At 67.9% G+C, this 16717-nt stretch carries 16 protein-coding genes and 2 pseudogenes; 9 read left to right on the top strand and 9 right to left on the bottom strand.

The genetic code is table 11. The features are described from left to right. Nucleotides 1–16: 16 nt before the first annotated feature. Nucleotides 17–349, top strand: a complete 333-nt coding sequence (locus ACK8N7_RS01620) for a PRC-barrel domain containing protein (protein WP_403217817.1) — start codon at nucleotides 17–19, stop codon at nucleotides 347–349. A 140-nt stretch (nucleotides 350–489) separates the two neighbouring features. Here ACK8N7_RS01620 and ACK8N7_RS01615 read toward each other — a convergent pair whose 3' ends face one another. Then, complete coding sequence (locus ACK8N7_RS01615; RefSeq protein ID WP_500440481.1) at nucleotides 490–1122, bottom strand: SMI1/KNR4 family protein; 633 nt, start codon at nucleotides 1120–1122, stop codon at nucleotides 490–492. A gap of 343 nt (nucleotides 1123–1465) precedes the next feature. Here ACK8N7_RS01615 and ACK8N7_RS01610 point away from each other — a divergent pair, with 343 nt between their 5' ends. Continuing rightward, on the top strand, nucleotides 1466–1882 hold the full coding sequence (locus ACK8N7_RS01610) for a hypothetical protein (RefSeq protein ID WP_500440479.1): 417 nt from the start codon (nucleotides 1466–1468) through the stop codon (nucleotides 1880–1882). 2236 nt (nucleotides 1883–4118) lie between these two features. Here ACK8N7_RS01610 and ACK8N7_RS01605 read toward each other — a convergent pair. Together ACK8N7_RS01605 and ACK8N7_RS01600 are read right to left on the bottom strand one after the other, a co-directional pair. Beyond that, complete coding sequence (locus tag ACK8N7_RS01605) at nucleotides 4119–4892, bottom strand: calcium-binding protein (RefSeq protein WP_500440477.1); 774 nt, start codon at nucleotides 4890–4892, stop codon at nucleotides 4119–4121. Between the two features lie 240 nt (nucleotides 4893–5132). Beyond that, a complete protein-coding gene (locus ACK8N7_RS01600; protein WP_015606536.1) occupies nucleotides 5133–5648 on the bottom strand; it encodes a lytic polysaccharide monooxygenase auxiliary activity family 9 protein in 516 nt (171 codons plus the stop codon). Nucleotides 5649–6094: 446 nt separating this feature from the next. On the opposite strand from ACK8N7_RS01600, the gene ACK8N7_RS01595 reads away from it, so the two are divergent. Further along, on the top strand, nucleotides 6095–6757 hold the full coding sequence (locus tag ACK8N7_RS01595) for a hypothetical protein (protein WP_403219350.1): 663 nt from the start codon (nucleotides 6095–6097) through the stop codon (nucleotides 6755–6757). Beyond that, nucleotides 6744–7352, top strand: coding sequence for a Fic family protein (locus ACK8N7_RS01590; RefSeq protein WP_403219353.1), 609 nt, complete (start codon nucleotides 6744–6746; stop codon nucleotides 7350–7352). Before ACK8N7_RS01595 ends, ACK8N7_RS01590 begins: the two co-directional genes overlap by 14 nt. A gap of 216 nt (nucleotides 7353–7568) precedes the next feature. On the opposite strand, the gene ACK8N7_RS01585 is transcribed toward ACK8N7_RS01590, so the two are convergent. The 3 genes from ACK8N7_RS01585 to ACK8N7_RS01575 all read right to left on the bottom strand — a co-directional run bounded on the left by ACK8N7_RS01585 (nucleotide 7569) and on the right by ACK8N7_RS01575 (nucleotide 10887). Continuing rightward, the gene (locus ACK8N7_RS01585) at nucleotides 7569–8429 is read right to left on the bottom strand and encodes a hypothetical protein (protein WP_500440474.1); all 861 of its coding nucleotides are present in this window, start codon (nucleotides 8427–8429) and stop codon (nucleotides 7569–7571) included. A gap of 276 nt (nucleotides 8430–8705) precedes the next feature. Beyond that, entirely contained in the window at nucleotides 8706–9824 is a 1119-nt protein-coding gene (locus ACK8N7_RS01580; RefSeq protein WP_500440472.1) for a fatty acid desaturase family protein, read from the bottom strand. Nucleotides 9825–9831: 7 nt separating this feature from the next. After that, a complete protein-coding gene (locus ACK8N7_RS01575) occupies nucleotides 9832–10887 on the bottom strand; it encodes a ferredoxin reductase (RefSeq protein WP_403219366.1) in 1056 nt (351 codons plus the stop codon). A gap of 86 nt (nucleotides 10888–10973) precedes the next feature. On the opposite strand from ACK8N7_RS01575, the gene ACK8N7_RS01570 reads away from it, so the two are divergent. The 3 genes from ACK8N7_RS01570 to ACK8N7_RS01560 all read left to right on the top strand — a co-directional run bounded on the left by ACK8N7_RS01570 (nucleotide 10974) and on the right by ACK8N7_RS01560 (nucleotide 14134). Beyond that, a complete protein-coding gene (locus ACK8N7_RS01570; protein WP_403219369.1) occupies nucleotides 10974–12113 on the top strand; it encodes a PucR family transcriptional regulator in 1140 nt (379 codons plus the stop codon). Between the two features lie 437 nt (nucleotides 12114–12550). After that, nucleotides 12551–12889 (top strand): thioredoxin family protein, encoded by a 339-nt coding sequence (locus tag ACK8N7_RS01565; protein ID WP_500440469.1) that lies wholly within the window; start codon nucleotides 12551–12553, stop codon nucleotides 12887–12889. Between the two features lie 516 nt (nucleotides 12890–13405). Next, nucleotides 13406–14134, top strand: a complete 729-nt coding sequence (locus ACK8N7_RS01560; protein ID WP_500440467.1) for a DUF4839 domain-containing protein — start codon at nucleotides 13406–13408, stop codon at nucleotides 14132–14134. A gap of 229 nt (nucleotides 14135–14363) precedes the next feature. Here ACK8N7_RS01560 and ACK8N7_RS01555 read toward each other — a convergent pair whose 3' ends face one another. Together ACK8N7_RS01555 and ACK8N7_RS01550 are read right to left on the bottom strand one after the other, a co-directional pair. Next, the gene (locus ACK8N7_RS01555) at nucleotides 14364–15290 is read right to left on the bottom strand and encodes an AEC family transporter (RefSeq protein WP_500440465.1); all 927 of its coding nucleotides are present in this window, start codon (nucleotides 15288–15290) and stop codon (nucleotides 14364–14366) included. A gap of 142 nt (nucleotides 15291–15432) precedes the next feature. Then, nucleotides 15433–15549, bottom strand: a pseudogene (locus tag ACK8N7_RS01550) (N-acetylmannosamine-6-phosphate 2-epimerase); the annotation flags it as partial. Between ACK8N7_RS01550 and ACK8N7_RS01545 the strand changes: the two are divergent. Continuing rightward, nucleotides 15544–15687, top strand: a complete 144-nt coding sequence (locus tag ACK8N7_RS01545; protein WP_403219381.1) for a hypothetical protein — start codon at nucleotides 15544–15546, stop codon at nucleotides 15685–15687. The pseudogene ACK8N7_RS01550 and the gene ACK8N7_RS01545 overlap by 6 nt on opposite strands. A 208-nt stretch (nucleotides 15688–15895) precedes the next feature. On the opposite strand, the gene ACK8N7_RS01540 is transcribed toward ACK8N7_RS01545, so the two are convergent. Further along, entirely contained in the window at nucleotides 15896–16303 is a 408-nt protein-coding gene (locus ACK8N7_RS01540; RefSeq protein WP_500440463.1) for a hypothetical protein, read from the bottom strand. Nucleotides 16304–16483: 180 nt separating this feature from the next. On the opposite strand from ACK8N7_RS01540, the pseudogene ACK8N7_RS01535 reads away from it, so the two are divergent. After that, a pseudogene (locus ACK8N7_RS01535) lies at nucleotides 16484–16713 on the top strand (AIM24 family protein); the annotation flags it as partial. Nucleotides 16714–16717: the final 4 nt, after the last annotated feature.

Below are 16717 nucleotides of genomic sequence, written 5' to 3'. Positions count from 1 at the left end.
GGTGGGAAGTGTGTGGATGTACGCACCGGACAGCGGGTACGGGGCCCGGCAGTCGATAGTGGGCTTCACCGTGGAGGCCGCTGACGGAGTCATCGGGCACGTGGACCGGCAGCAGGACCAGCCCGGCATGCAGCACTTGGTGGTCGACACCGGCGTGTGGAAGTTCGGCAGGAGCGTGCTGATCCCGGCCGGTGCTGTCACCTCCATCGACGCTGCGGCACAGAAGGTGGAAGTCGCAGTATCCCGGGAGGAGATCAAGGCCGCTCCCCGCTTCACCACCGACAGCGAGACAGCCGACCCCGTCTATCTGTCCGAGGTCGGCGACTACTACTTGTCCCTGCACTCGTGAGCGGGGCGTCGACATCCTGCAGGAGCCCGACAATCTGAGTTCCGCAGCACCAGCCCCAAGCACCGCTTCGCACAGGGTGAACTGCGCCCACAACACCGAGGGTTCGCCTGGGCTCGGCGGCGGTCTGCGTCGGCTGGTGGTCAGGGCAGCCCGATCGGTGCGGACCTCAGCGGGTAACCGTTCAGCTCGCTGCAGCCCTCCTCGTCCCACCAAATCCCGCCTTGCGTGGTGAGGTAGGGGCGTAGCCCGTGGACATCTCCTCCTTCATGAAGTGCTTGCGCGACCGCGTGAAGAAGGCTCGCCAGATCAGGCCAGGATTCGGTGAAGTCACCGCCACCGCTGTGGCCCGCCCAGCCGAGACGCCCCGTGTCAGGACCAGGACGTTGGTCGATGACCTGCGCCACGCCGTCGGCGCTCTCGGCCCAGGGAACCCAGCGGCGGTGCCACCAGGGCTCCTCTTCCCAGGGGCGAACGGACAGGCCCTTGTTCTCCGCCGCGACGCCCATACAGGTCTGCCAATGGTCCACGATGCCGCTCACTGGGAGAGGGGACTGCTCCGGCAGGATCGTTGTCCAGGCGCTCACGCCGTTGTGGCACTGCAGAGATTCGGCGAGATCGTCGGGCAGTCGGGCCCCGAGGATCCGTTCCGCTTTTCGAATCTCGTCCAGGGGCGCCGGCGGATTGAGGAGCGCGAAATCGGAGGCTACGTGAGTGGCCAGCCAGGCGTCGATGAGGCGCCAGGACTCCGGCGGGGGCAAGACCTGCTGTGGCATGGCGTCATCCTGCCCCATGCGTCCCGCGAGGTGGATGGAGGCCCCTGCCGACCGATGCGGCGAGCGCAGCCGGCGGCCCGCTGTCCGGCTCGGGCAAGAGTCGCGGGGTGATTCCGGCCCCGTCACCTCATCACCGGGGCTCGCCGCAGTCTCGCCCTGCGCTGCCACGGCGCGCTCCCGGTTTGGACGACCACCCTGAGTGCGGCGCTCACGCCGCCCGCCGGCCAGCGAGGCCCTGCTCCCACGCGCCGGGCCGTGCGACTGCCGGACAGCTGCGGGCGCGGATAGATCTGGATTCATGAGACCGGATGGCCGGTCCGGCTCGCACTCCCAGGAGGCTGTCATGGGTCCGACCAACAGAATTCGCTGGGCAGCAGCTCTCGCCGCGGCCGCCCTGGTCGCGCTGGGCACCGCCGCCGTCCCCGCCGCCGCCTCGCCGCAGTCGGTCACGTCGCTGGACGTGGAGTGGGCGAGCGCCGATCCCGGCCATCTCCCCCTCTTCTTCGGCACTCTTACCATCGGCGGGACCTACACCTGCACCGAACCCGCCGGTACCACCGTGTCGGTCAGCTTCACCGCCATCCAGATCATGCCCGTGGCGCTCCCGTCGGGCGCCGGTAACCTGTCGTGCGGCCCCGGAGTGGTCGACGCCCCCTGGAGCCTCACCAGCGCTCCCACGCAGGACGTGCACTACGGGTACGTGTCCGTCCTGACCAGTTTCAACGGAGTGACCCTGCCCGCCGAGCAGTTCACCGCCTGAGAGGGCACCGCCGGAGCCCTGCGACGAGTTGGGACCTGCCGGGTCCTGCTGATGACGTTGGGCGTCAGGGACGGTTGAGCGTCCTGGCCCCGAGCCATTCCAGCGTGCCGTTTGGATTGATTTTGGCCAGTGTCACAAATACCTTGTTGGCTCCACCGGGAAAGTCGGTGGGAATAGTGAAACCAAAAGTCGTGGTGTGGTTGTTGCAGGCAGTTCACGTCTCGAATGCGCTGCCCGGGTCCGTCTGGAAGACGGCTTGAACACCGCCGCTCCAATGCGATTTCACGCGACCGGATATTCCGACGGAGAGATTGCAGAAGTCGGCAGTTCCGTAGGTGCTGCCCTGTCCTCCGGGCATACTCCACCCAACCGGCGCAGCCGTCGCCGTTCCTGTCGCGGTCATCAGAACGGCCGCTGTGGCAGCCGCCACTCCCGTGCTTCTGAAGAGCGTTCGCATGATTTCTCCCAGGGAGTTCTTGGGGGGTACCGACTCACTGAACAGGATCATGTGGGTTTCGAGGGAGCCTCGTTCAAGCCTTGTGAAGGCCTGTACTGCGCTCTCGCTTCCTTCGTGGGATGGGCCCTGACGCGGTGTAAGCCTCCCCGTTGCGTATCCAGATCGTCTTCGGAGAGTGGGCAGCAGGAAGGTGCCACCCGCGCCGGCAGACCTGCCGCCCCGCGTGGGCCGCATCAGCGATCGCCCCGCGCCGGCGGTTCGCCGGACGTCCGGTGTCGTCGGGGGCCGGCCTTCACCGTCCCGGGGAGTCCTCGCTCGGACGGTTCTGGCCTTGGTGCCTGCCAGCTCGACGATCCTGGCCAACGGTCGCGTGCGCCGAGTGCCTCGTATGTCTGGGCATCGCAGGTCACGGCCCTACCTCGCCCAGACCTTTCTCGTGGCACCCCACCGCCCCCGGAGAACCCGTACCGCAGAAAGCAGCCTGCACTGCCCGCCGCCCCCTCCGACGCAGGCACCAGGACAGTGCGCCCGGCCCATACCCGAGCCGGAACGCTCTCTCGTCGAATCGCTCCGGGAAGACGACTTCCCATGCTTCCCAAGGGCTTGGTGCAGAGACGCAGAGCGCCTGATGATGGACGCCGCCGCACAACAGCTTTCCGCGTCCGGTGCCTCGGTGGCGGCGTCCTATTCGCAGCGTTCAGACATCAGGGTGGGACAGCGCATAACAGAGCAACCCTTGTCACTCGAAGCGTTATGGCCGCGCTACACGGTCAACACCCCGGCGTTCAGCAGGTTTTCGCCCTCCGACTTCAACGTGCACGGCCGACGGCTTGTGCTCGGCCGCACCGGCTACAGGTGGGCCGCAGGCCGCCTCGCCCCGGAGTTCGCGAACGGCGACTTGTGGCCCACGGCCAGCAGCTCGATCGCGCGAAATTCACCAGCAGGTAGTCAAAGTCGGTATTCACCCGGTCACCGTGGTCACTCCGGTCAAGGGAGCCTGGGGCGCAGACGGCGCCTACCTGCTCAACGGAAATCCCCCGATCAACTGGAACGAAGAGCCGGGCTCCGGCCTCGAGGCGCATCAACTGTGCGTCGAGATCAGCCAGAGCGTCCAGGCGCAGATCCGCGGCTACGAACGCGAACACCTCCGGGACTTGGCACGTGCATGGATCCTGACGGTCGGCACGCTCGTCGAGGCACTGCCGACGAGCGGCTACGCCAACACCGGCGACGCGCTGGACCACAGGGACCAGCAGCGCCGCCTCATCCTGCCCCCCCGTCCTGCGCCCTGCTGGGCCCATCACCCCAGGTCTCACGCTCAGCGGCCTCCCTCACTGACCGGACCATCAGGACACCGTTGCCTTGACCAAGCCTCAGCCGGCCCCGGGACGCCCGGCTCAAGGAATCAGGGGTGACCACCACGCCGATCAGAGCAACGCAACTCCGCGCCCTTACCGGTCGTCTGGCACAGCGCAGAAGAAGGGGATGTCCGGCCATGATGGGAGTTGCCCAACTGCGCGAGCGCGGAATCACGGACGTGAATGGCTGAGGGCGGCAGGAGCTCGTGGACTCCCTCAGAGCGATTCCGACGGGTGGAGCGACGAGCTCCTGCAGGTCCGCGAGTCCCGCGACGGGCACAAGGCGGGCCCCAGGCATTCCAGACCCGCCCGCAAGAGGATCGCTGGTGTCCCGCCGCCTGTCGGTCGAGCGTGCCCCGTGGCTGGTGTCCGGCGGATCGGGGCCGGCGGCAGCATCTTGTGGGGCGGGGCCCGGCGTCGCCTACGGGAGAACGATGTTCCGGCCAGGACCGCCTTCGATCATGTCTTTCCCCGAGCCGCCGACGGCCAGGTCGTCACCGGCCTCGCCGTGCAGCATGTCGTCGCCGGAGCCGCCCAGGAGGACGTCGTTGCCGTCCCCGCCCATGACGTGGTCGTTGCCCGAGCCCGCGTACACGAGGTCCGTGCCGCCGTACCCCTCGACCATGTCGTCGCCCCGGCCGCCCCACATCCGCTGGTCGCCGTCGTCGCCCATCAAGTGGTCCATACCGTCGCCGCCGTCCAGGACGACACGCCCCATGACCATGTCGTTGCCCCCGTCACCCCGTACCGTGTGCGCGGTGTGGGCGTGCAGGGTGTCGTCACCGGCTCCGCCGCTGACGGTGGCCACCCCGAGGTCACTGGTGGCGATCTCGTCGTCGCCGTCACCGAGGAAGACGTCGATCCGGTCCGGCCGGGGGCTGCCGGTGGGCAGTTCGCAGACGACGTACGTCTCGACCCCCGGTTCCAAGTACGTGCAGTGGTCGCCGGGCTGGAGCGGGACCGCGTCGCGGAAGCCGATGCGCCGGACCCCGTCGCCCTGGTCCATCGGGACCACATGGAGGTCGTTGACCTGCCCCGGGGCGGCGGTGAAGTTGATCGACTGCTTCGCCCAGTCGGCGCCGATACGGGCCTTGGCCCCGGTGGCGGCGGGAGCCGCGACGGCCGGGGACGCGGCGAGGCCGGTGGCGAGCAGGGCCACGACGGCTGCGCGGGCGGTGACTCGGTGGCGGTTCATGGGGCCTCATCTCGATGGGGTGGCCGGTGGGCCGGCCAGGCGGCGTGCTCGCCTGCGTAAGAGCGCGGTGGCGCCCGGCGTGATCGCCTGGGTAAAAGCGAGGTGCCGCCCGGCGCCCGGAGCGGGCGGTGCACCGCCCGCTCCGGGCGCCGGCTGGGCATCGGCCGGTCCGGTTCGTTCAGGTTCTGGCGCGTACCGGCAGAGTCGGGCGGTGCCGTGGTGCTGAGGTGCGGTCGCGTGTCAGCTCACGTTCACGTCCACGCAGGCGTAGAAGGCGTTGGTGGTGTCGGCGATGTTCCACACGGCCAAGACCTTCTGCTTGCCGGTCAGGCTGCCGAAGTTCACCTGGTGTGTGACGGTCTCGCCGGGCCGCGCGCCACCGTCGTTGAACTCAGCGATCTTGCGGCCACCCGCGTAGTACTGCCAGGTGCTGGTGGCGTGACGTGCGGTCAGCCGCCAGTTGAAGCTGGTTGTCCGGCTGACCGGGGTGACCTTCCAGCCCTTGCTGTCGTTGTTGAGCTCGGCGAAGGCGGCGTTCCCTCCGCTGCAGCTCGTTAAGCCCTTGGGGCCCTCGACGCTCTGCGGCTCGTACTTGATGGAACCGCAGGAGACCGTACCGGCGGCGCACTGGGCCTGTCGACTGGGGGGTGAGGATATGTAGCCGTGCGCGCTCGCGCTGCCGGCAGGCAGGCTCACGGCCAGGAGCGGGGCGATCCCCGCGCCGATGGCGACGGCCAGCATCTTCTTGCTCTTCATGACAACTCCTCTGTGGGGGTTGGTGCTTGCCCGTACAGAAGGACAAGCATGTGCATGACAAGCAGTGCCATGTGTGGCCGTGGGGCGGCCGCGGATGGCTAGGGAAGCGTACCCCTCTTGGTCTAGACCAAGCCAGAGTGCGGGCGTGAACAGTCTTCGTGCTGATGGGTTCGCGCCGGCCCATCCCCGCCGCGGGCACGGCAGCCCCGTGGCTCGTGCAGAGGCCGTCTCCCGCATCCTGCGGACGCCAGTGCGGGGTGCTGTCCGGAAAATGGTTCGCAGTCCCAGGCGTATGGAGCCGAGACTGATCGGCCACCACATCGGACAGGAAGAGTGGCCCAGCGCTGACGTACAACCGTGACACCCTGCCGTTCCCCGAGAACCGCGTACCCGCTACCCCCTACGAGGACATTGGGAACTGGGCTGAGTTCGATCCTTCCTGTCACTTGTTCGCCTGGGACGAGGACGAGGAAGCCCACCTCCGCTCGCTGGTCCGAGAATGGGTGCCACCCGTGCTCTCCGGCATAGCCGGCTCCTGGCAGGGCGAAAACTGGTGCGAACGCCAGATAGCCGCGATCATCCGGGAGCGATACGGAACCTGGTCCTGGGGATGGAGCTGGTGCTATCGCCACGGCGGGCCCATCGGCAACTGGGTCAGCGGGCCGAGCTCCGTGACGACCCCCGACGAGACCGCAGAACGCGTCGTAGCCGCACTGCTGGAGTGGCGGGAGTGGTTGGAACGAACGGCCCAGCGCTTCACCGCACTGGCGCCCCCGCCGGACGCCTCACCCGAAGACCGCAGCTGGCACCTGGAACGGGCCTGCGTTCGACTCGTGACCCACACACTGGACTCGGGCGCGGAGGGCGGCTGGTATGGCCAGGCCTCGATCGTCCTGAGCTGGTTCCTCACCAGCAGCGGCATGGACCGAACCGAAGCCGCGCGTGCGGTCGAGAGCGCGATCGGCGGCCGGTTCAAGAGCTGGGTCACCCCGAAACGAACGCTGATCGAATCCGTCGGCGAGGACCTGGCTGTCGGTCTCACCGGCCACGCCCCCTACCAGGACCACCGTGAGAGGGAGAGGCTGGAGGATCTCCATGACTGCGACTGACAGCCTTTCGGTCTGGCTCCGCGTGCGCCGTGAGACCGACTGGCACAGCGCACCGGCCCTGCAACGGATCCCGACCGACCACGACGGGTTCCGATCCTGGTGCGAGGGTCCGGTGCGCCGACGCGACCCGATCCGCGCCGGGCGTCTGCTCACCGCACACAACTTGGCCTGCGAAGATGCCGCACGGCGTTCCCCGCTGAACTTCGCCCTACTGTCCGGTTGGCAGCGCGAAGTCCTGGCTTCACCAAGGGCACCGTTCCGCTTCAGCGACGCCTATGCGAAAGCCGGCCACGAGCGCTACGGTCTGACCCCTCGCACGCAGGCCGACTTCGCTTCCTGCCTGCACGAGACGACCGACCTGACCATCCCGCTGGCGGCCCGCGCGGCCCGCGCCTACCTCGACGTGGCGTTCTTCCACCCGTTCACTGATGGCAATGCCCGAGCCGCGCTGTTGACCTTGGTCCATGTGCTGGCCCGGGAAGACATCGTTCTTCCAGAGGTCGGACCTCTCCAAACCACTCGCTACGCGGATGACCCGGCAGGTGCCGCTGACCTTGCCGCTCTCATCGGTGTGCTCAACCGCCGCCGGCCCTGACGCGTTCGCGTGAGAGCGCCGGCCTGGTCCGAAACAGTGGCCATTTCGTCCGCGGGGTGCGCCGGGTGGGATTGTCGATCAACTGCAGCAGAACGGGAATCCCTGACGTCTTCTCCACGCCGGATGTCCATCACTCTGCTCCGGCAACGGACACCGACTTACCTGGGGCTGTCCCGTAACTGCAGATCTTCTCCGGCAGGAGACCACCCGCGGCGGTCAGCCGAAGTGGAGCTCAACGCCCGTGTCCAGGCAGTACTGCATGACGGTGACCAGTTGGCGGGTGTCGTCGACACGTCGCAGGAGAACGAGGTCGCTGTCCTCAGGGCGGAGCTGATCGATGATCGCCTCCAGTCTGGGCAACATGGCTGCGCATTGAGCGGTCGTGAGGAATCCGTCATCGTCCACATGGTCGAGCAGTGGTGTCAGCGGGGTGGAGACACTGCTCCACGCGCGGTCCCCACCGAACCCGCGCATCTCAGTAAGGGTGAACCCCTCTGTGTCAGCCAGCCACTGCCTGAACATGTGGAAGCCGGTGTAGGACCAGGAGACGTCAGGGCTGGTCACGTCACCGCCACCCGGGAGAAGCATGAGCCCCACCGTGTCTCCTCCTTTGCTTGCCTGGTTCTCAGGATCAGTCGCAGGGCGAGGTGTCGGCAACCGAAATGATCTGCCGCCGCCCAGAAGATCGAGCGCCAGATCCTCGCGCACACCGGGACCGGCCAAGAGCAAGATACGTACCTGCGACGGCAAATGGGGCTTCAACAGCACCCGCTCCGCCGCCTTCTGGAGCATCAGGGAGCTCCTCGACCCGGCGTTCAGCTCGACACGGGTGCCCCCGCAGGATGACCTCCTGCTCGCCGACCTGACCGCCCCGACGTGGAAGGTCACGATCTGCGTACCGCCGAAGATCCAGATCGAGCCGAAGGGCGACCCGATCGCACGGCTCAGCCGCTCCCCGGACCGCGGCGACGCCGTCGTGATGGGCCTGTACGCCGAGCTGTTCGCCTCGACGACCGTGCAGAACCCGGCGAAGGACTCGGGAAGGCAGGTGGCGGCGCACCGGTACGGGCGCACCATCGAAGGAGGGAGCAGCAGCCAGCGACGAGCGGTTGCGACTGGTCCACCCGCCGGACGCCGCCCTGAGGCCATCAGTCCGTCCCGACCAGTGACACGAACCGAGGTCCCCCATCACATGGCCCTACGCAAAGCACTCCGCAGAAGCCGCGAAGCTGGTCTGCCCCGGATCCCGTGTCGTACGGTCTGACGTCGTGGCTGCCCACCGTCCGCAACGCATCTCACCGAACCCTGTGATGCCCGCCGGTACAGCCGGGAGATCTGAACCGATACCGGGAATCAGGCGGCGACGAGCTTCTGCTCGCGGTCCGGCCCTTCGACCTTGGGCTTCTTGTTCGGCAGCGAGAGCCGGAAGACCTTGTGCCACGCGGAGAACACCTGCTTGGGCAGCGGGCCGGTGACGTACTCCAGCTCGTACTTTTCGAACAGCGCGCGCACCTTCACCGCGACCTCGGCGTACCGGTTGCTCGGCAGGTCCGGGAACAGGTGGTGCTCGATCTGGTGCGACAGGTTGCCGGTCATGAAGTGCATGGCCTTGCTGCCGCTGATGTTCGCCGAGCCCATCATCTGGCGCAGGTACCACTGGCCGCGCGTCTCGCCCCTGATCGACCGGCGCTCGAAGACCTGTACGCCCTCGGGGAAGTGCCCGCACATGATCACCGAGTGGGTCCAGATGTTACGGACCAGGTTCGCGGTGAACGTGGCGGCGAGGGTGGTGAGGAACGACGGGCCCGACAGCAGCGGGTGGATCACGTAGTCCTTGAGTACCTGCTTGCGGATCTTGCGGCCCACAGCCTTGGCTCGCGCGCGGAACTCCGGGTTCTTGCGGCGGCGCTTGTGGAGGTTCTTGCCGAGCTCCAGGTCGTACGCTGCGATGCCGTACTCGAAGAAGCAGGCGTTCAGGAAGTTCCACAGCGGCTGACCGAGGTGGAAGGGGTGCCACTTCTGGTCCTCGTCGACGCGCATGATGCCGTAGCCGAGGTCGTTGTCCTTGCCGATCACGTTGGTGTACGTGTGGTGCAGCTCGTTGTGCGAGTGCTTCCACTGATCGGACGGCGAGACGTGATCCCACTCCCAGGTGGTGGAGTGAATCTTCGGGTCCCGCATCCAGTCCCACTGGCCGTGCAGGACGTTGTGGCCGATCTCCATGTTGTCCATGATCTTCGCCACGGAGAGCCCGGCGGTGCCGAGCAGCCACGCGGGCGGGAAGATCGAGAACAGCAGCACGCCCCTGCTGACCAGCTCGAGCTTGCGCTGCGCCGAGATGACCTTACGGATGTAGGCGGCGTCCTTCTCACCGCGGTCGGCGATCACCTCGTCGCGGATCGCGTCCAGCTCGCGGCCCAGCTCCTCGATCTGCTCCGTGGTCAGGTGGGCGGTGGGGTCGATGGCGGTCAAGGTGCTCCTACCGTTCGATGTCGCAGGGGCCCGCCGCGGCGGACACACAGGTCTGGATGAGGACGCCCGGCTCGGCCTCGGTGATCTCGCCGGTGCGCAGGTCGCGGACGGCGCCCGCCTTGAGCGGAGTGACGCAGCCGAAGCAGATGCCCATGCGGCACCCGGAGGGCATGAGTACGCCAGCTTCCTCGCCGATGTCCAGCAGCGGCGTGGCGCCGTCCGCGTCGACGGTCTTGCCGGTGGCACTGAACGTGACTTCGCCGCCGTCGCCGGCGACGACGAGGCTGGGGCGGAAGCGTTCGGTGTGCAGGCGCTCAGGGACGCCGTGCTCGGTCCAGTGCTTCTCGGTGGCGTCGAGCAGGCCCGCGGGCCCGCACGCCCAGGTCTCGCGCTCGGCCCAGTCGGGTACGAGTTCGTCGAGACGGGCGATGTCGAGCATGCCGTCCGTGTCGGTGTGAACCTCGGTGAGCCGCAGCTTCTTGTCCGCGACCAGGTCGTGCAGTTCGTTGCGGAAGATCACGTCTTGCGGCTGTGGCGCGCAGTGGACCATGACGACATCGTCGAACTCGGTGTCGCGCAGCATGCCCATCACGGGCGTGATCCCGCTGCCCGCCGTCAGGTAGAGCACCTTGGCGGGCTTGGCCTGCGGCAGGACGAAGTCACCGGTCGGCTGGTCGATCTGGATCAGCGTGCCCGGTTTCGCCTTGCGGACCAGGTGGTTGCTGACCTTGCCGTCGGGGATCGCCTTCACGGTGATCGTGACGCGGCCGTCCAGGCGATTCGTCGGCGAGGTGATGGAGTAGGCACGCCACAGGCGCACCCCGTCGACGTCGACCCCGATCCGCACGTACTGACCGGCTGTGTGGCCGCGCCAGCCCCGTCCCGGCCTGATCACGACAGTCGCGGCGTCACCCGTCTCGGGGTGCACGGCCTCGATGCGCCCACGCAGGTCAGCGCCCGCACGCAGCGGGCTGACCAGGTCGAGGTAGTCCGACGGCAGCAGCGGCGTCGTGACCATCTCCAGCAGTTTCCACGCCCTACTGCGGAGGGCTGTACTCGTCATGGCTCCAGCTTGCTGCGCGTCAAGGTGTAAAGTCCTGACCGTAAGACGTGAATCTGGTCGGCTGAATTGTTCGCAAGGAACAAAAAGTGAGTCATGCAGTCCGGAGGGCCAGCGAACTGGCCCTGGATGAGACGACGGTCACCGCACTTCGGGCCGCGCTGAAGACCACCGCCGACGAGGTCGTCCAGGCGATCATCGACGAGGTCCCTTCCTACGCCAACGCCCTTTCGGGCCGCATGGGCGGCACCATCCGCCGAGCCGTCCGTACCGCCCTGGGGCACTACCTGGACCTCGCGAGCGGGAACGCCACAGGCGGCGACGGCGATGACGCAGCCTACGAGCTGGGCCGTGGCGAGGTGCGTGACGGGCGCTCGATGGACGCCCTGCTCAGCGCCTACCGCGTCGGAGCCCGCGTGGCCTGGCGATGCCTGGCAGCGGGTGCCGTCCCCGCTGGGCTGCCCGCCGCCGAGGTCGCCAAGTTCGCCGAGCTGACCTTCGCCTACATCGACGAGCTCTCCGCCGCGAGCGCCGCGGGCCACGCCGACGAACTGGCCGCCCGGGGCAGAGCCCACGAGCGCCACCTGGAACACCTGGCCCGCGAGCTCCTCGCCGGCGCGAGCCCGGACGTGCTGCTGGCCTCCGGCCAACGGGCGGGGTGGCAGCCTCCGGTTTCGCTGACCGCGGTCCTGCTGCCAGCCGCCCAGGCCCGACCTGTCTACCGCGCGCTCGACCCGAGCACCCTCGTCCTCGACGATCTGCCGGATGCCACCGGTGTGCTGCTCGTCCCCGATGCCGACCGGCCACATCTCTTGCGGCAGCTGACCGACCGCGCCGCCGTGGTCGGCCCGGCCCGGCCATGGACCCGTGCGTCCGCCTCGTACGCACGAGCCGTACGAGCACGCGCCCTCTCCTCTGATATTCGCGACACCGAGGACCATCTGCCCGAGCTGGTGCTGAGCGCCGACGTGGACGCGTTCGCGGACCTGCGTGCCCGAGCCCTCGCACCGTTGCGGCCCTTGCCTGTCGCGACCGCACGGCGGCTGGAGGAGACGCTGCGGGCGTGGCTGCTGCACCAGGGCAGACGCGACGAGGTGGCGGCGGCATTGTTCGTCCATCCACAGACAGTCCGGTACCGGATGTCGCAGGTACGGGAGCTGTTTCCGGACCTCGCATCGCCGCACCGGGTCCTTGAACTGACGCTGGCGGTCGGTATTCGGGGCAGCTGAAGCGCAGTTCGACCGTCCGCGACCGCGTCCGCGAGCGGTCCGGCGATCGTGCCTCGTTCTCGGGGCCGTCCGCCGGCTCATGCAGCCAGAGGAAGAGCGGTATGAGCGGGGGTTGATGTTGCAGACCCGACAGGCTTCGGGAAGCCCGTCAGGGCCCTGTCTCTGAGAAGCACGGTGGTGGATACGGCTCGACTGCATCCGGTGGACGCTGCGCACCGGCCCGCTCGTCAAGCATCTGGTCGAGCTGCAGCTGGGCAACCGACGGGGCGGCCGGGCCAGAACACCAGGGGCGAGGGGCCGGGCCGCTCGCGTCGTGGTTCTGCGACGGCCCGGTGCCTCCCCTCCGCCAGGTCAGCCGAACGACCGACCGGGCCGGCCTGGCACACCGTGCGAGGGATGATGGGAGGGAATCACGGAATGAGAGGTCAGAAGCTTCCATGGCAAAGCAAGTTCACCGACCCCGTGAGGACGCGGAGTTCGACTTCATCCTCGGGATGAGCAGAGTTCCGGTCCTCGCATACTTCACCGGGACATGGCCCAAGGCAATCGAACCCTGCCGGGTGATGGACTTCGTCGTGGATGGCATCGCCGACGACTACACAGGCCGCCTGATGGCCGTCCGCACCGACATCACGCGTTGTCCGGCGGCCACCCAGCGATACGGAATCACCGAAGCCCCGTCCTACGTCCTGCTGAAGGAGGGAGAAGCGGTGGCGCACGGCACGGGGCCCATGACCACCACGGAGGTACGGAAGTTCCTGGACGACCACCTCTGAACGGCCGCTGCGGCACATGGCCGCGACGCCCGACACGTCAGGCCTATGGGAGCTGCGCCGCCTGAGACACCTTGGGCCTGAGACGCCCCCACAGGTCACATATCCCCGTCCAGCGCGGTCGTGTCCGGCAATTGCGCGGCATCGGAGCGCACCTCGATATAGGGAGAGGGCGAAGTCCGTGACCCTGCGGGAGAGCAGCGCTTGCCATCCGTCCCACTTGGGCTTCGCCGCATGATCAGGGGGAGGGTGGTATCGGAGGTGGGGGTGGCGAGCATCGGATCCGGCAGGGACCAGGTCGAAGGCATGGTCCCCATCGGGGACGCCGCCGGTGACAACCGAGGTGGACACTCGATTTCCGTCCAGTGAGATCGCGCACCGCGGCGGGCTTCTGCTCGGCGCCGACGAGGCTGGCCTCCAATGCGGTGACCTCCCCAGGCCATCCCTGGCTCCTCGCGAAGCCCCTTATGCTCGCGAGGCAGTTGGTATGAGCAGTGCATCTAGAAGGCGCGGAGCCGCATGGCCGACGAGATCAAGTACGAGTACAAGACCGTGCAGGCTGTTCGCGGCACGGACGGCTTGGTGATCTCGAAGATGCAGAAGGACGGCTGGGAACTGGTGGAACAGGTCCAGGGCCTACTGCGCTCCACCCTCGACTTCCGTCGGCCGAAAAAGCCCCTGCCGCGGCTCTTGATCGGCACCGCGGTCGGCGGCCTCGTGATCCTGGCCATCGTCACCGGCGTAGCCACGGCACTCGAGGACGGAGGTGGGAAGAAGGACGAATCGAACAAGCCGACGGCGGTCAGAGCGAGCGTAGAGCCCTCCGCGTCGACTCCGACCACGCCCGGGTCGGCTGCCGATGAGGTGATCACGCCTCAGAACAACCGGGAGTTCGCGGCGCTGCTGAAGACGTCGGACTCCTGCGACAGCGCGAACCCGGACTTCGCGACCAAGTACAAGGGCAAGACGGTCGCCTTCGACGGCTCGATCGTGCATATGGCACCTCACGGTGACTACGACACCCGCTACGACTTCCTCCTGGGCCCGGGCGACAAGGGACCGAACACCGGGATAGGCCCGGCCTTCAAGTACGAGGACGTCAACATCCTCGACCTGAAACTCACCGGCACGGAGATCCCCGCCACCGTCCGCGCAGGCGATAAGTTCCGCTTCATGGCCGAGGTGGACGAATTCACATCGAAGCAGTGCCTCTTCTTCCTCGCCCCCGTCTCGACGGAAATCCGCTAGTCAAGAGGGGAAGCCGCGTCATCACGGATCACCGTGCCCGGCTTGTGCAGCCGTATCTGTCACAGTCGCGGCGGCCGCCCCCTCCCCACCTGGCTCCCGGACAACCCTCAGCAGCTGATCGAACTGCCGCATCCGCAACCCGGTGAACGTTTCCACCGACAACACCTCAGCCCGCAACATCGCACCTATGCAGGAGAAATACCCGCACCTCGGCCTTCTGCAGCACGCTTCAGCGGCCGAGCAGCGCGGCGACGGTGATCAGCACCGGGACCGAGAGCAGGGTGGACAACAGGATTGACTCTCTGGCGAACCGCTCGGCGACCCGGTAGTGCGAGGCGTACGTGAAGAGGTTCTGGGCGGCAGGGAGGGCCGCGATCACGACAACGTCCAGCAGCGCCTCGCCCCGCAGACCGAACAGTCCCGCGCCGACGGCCCAGGCTACGACAGGCTGGGCGACCGTTTTCAGCACGGCGGACAGATACAGCGCGCCCCGGTCCTCCCCGCGGCCCGGCCGTTCGCCGCCGCGCAGCGATATCCCGAAGGCGAGGAGGACCGCGGGGACCGACATGTTGCCTATGAGGACGAGCGGTTCGAGCAGGGGCCCGGGCAGGGGCCAGCCGGACGCGGCCACCGCCACCCCGGCCAGCGATCCGATCGCCATCGGGTTGCGCAGGGGCGTCGTCAGCCGCCGGACGACCGACACCGGCTCCCCGGGGCGGCTGAGGTCGAGGACGGTCAGGGCCAGAGGGGTGACCAGGATCTGCTGGAGGAGCAGCACCGGGGCGACGAGCGAGGCGTCCCCGAGGACGTAGACGGCGATGGGGATGCCCAGATTTCCGGCGTTTACGTAGCTGGAGCACAGCGCGCCGATCGTGACCCGTCCGGCCTCCCAGCGCAGGAACTGCCGGGCCACCAGGACGAAGACTCCGGCCGTGGCGGCCGTGGCTATCGCGGTGACCAGGAGGCGTTGCGACAGGACGACGGACAGGTCCGCGCCCGCGAGCATCGTGAAGAGCAGGGCGGGGGTCGCGACGTTGAAGGCCAGCCGGGTCAGCACGGCGCGGCCGTCCTGTCCCAGATAACCGCGGCGCCCTATGACGTACCCGACGGCGATGACGGTGGCGATCACCGTGAATCCGGTGAGGACTCCCTGCATGTCTTCCTTGCGGGTGGATCACGTGCGATGGGCGGCCGACCGGGTTGGAAAGCACCTGGTCAGATGCCGGACAGCGTCTCAGACCGGTGGTCGCGCCCCCGCGGCGGGGTGGGGGCGCAACGGTGGGCCGCCGTCTGCCGGGTCACCCCCGAGGTGGCTGGCCCGTGCCGTCACTCGGCCTGCGCGCCAGTGTGGCGCCGCAGTGTGAAGTCAGGGCGGTGGGCGCGGTGATGGCGGTGCCGACCACGACGCTGTGGGCGCTCACGCGGAGCTCGTGGTGGAGGTGGCGGGCCAGGGTGCCGTCACCACTGCCGCTGCCTCGGGCCTGGACGGCTTCGGTGAGCAGCCCGGTGGCCTGGTCGTAGGTATGGGGGTGACCGCGCCGGTGTGGTTCTAGACCTTCAGAACCAGGCGGCTTTGACGTCCTGCGCGACGGTAGGGGAGGCGCAGACGATGGACGCGATCGCTGCGGAGAGCGGATTGGCACACGCGGACGCCCTCACGGGGTGGGGCTGAGCCTCAGCTCCCGTACCGTGCGGTGCTCTACCGCACGGTGACGTTCAGCCCCGAGACCTCTGCCATCAGATCGGCGCCCTTGGCGCTGTTCACCACCTGCACGGTCTCGATCTGCGACGCGCTCGGAACCTCTTCGTTGTTGAGACAGCCCCGGTACTTCCTCGCGAGGTCGGAGAAGCCGACGGCCGGGAGGAGGGCCCCGGGTCGAAATGGACGACGGAGATCACGCTGATCCCTCGCGCCGTCCGGTAGGTGAAGTCCGTGGTGAGCAGCGCACGCTTCTCCTCACAGACGAAGCCGCCGGTCTGCTGGACGAGGGTGTCATAGGCGACCTTCGCCCGGCCGTCGGCGAAGTTGTAGGTGCTGCCGTCGGCCTTCCGCTTGATCGAACTCCCGATGTACTCGTGGGAGACGGCGATCTCCTTGAGATCACAGTTCTGGTTGCTCCAGACCGCATCCCTGAGGCTTCGGGAGTTGTTCTGCAGGACCAGCTTCAAGGGGGTGCCGGACTTCCCCTGCACATGGTGGCCGTAGCCGGGATAGATGCGCAGGCGTTCCCGCCCCCAGTTGTGGTGGCGAATCGCCAGGAAGGCACTCCACGCCCTGGGGAGAGGCGTAACCGAACCAGGTCCACGTGGCGCTCACCGGGTTCGTGTGGTCGATCTTTCCGCAGTCCCGAGAGTCGTCCCATCTTGATCCCGGTGACGGCCGCGCAGCCGGCGTACGTGGACACGGACGCGGGTCGTTCGGCTGGAGCCAGCAGCTCACGAGCACCCTGCACCGCTCCCAGAGCGTCGGCCCGATGGTGCGCGGCGGCTCGGGCGAAGCCGTCCAGCTGATTCTCCAGGGCGAGGGGTTCGTCATCGTGCGGCCGAGCGAGGCCAGGCCCGAGAAGACGTCGCGCTGACCTG

This window comes from Streptomyces griseobrunneus (genome assembly GCF_046713465.1).
Classification (GTDB): Bacteria; Actinomycetota; Actinomycetes; order Streptomycetales; family Streptomycetaceae; genus Streptomyces; species Streptomyces microflavus.
Note: the sequence above shows the minus strand (reverse complement) of the source record. Positions and strands in the feature narration are given on the sequence as shown.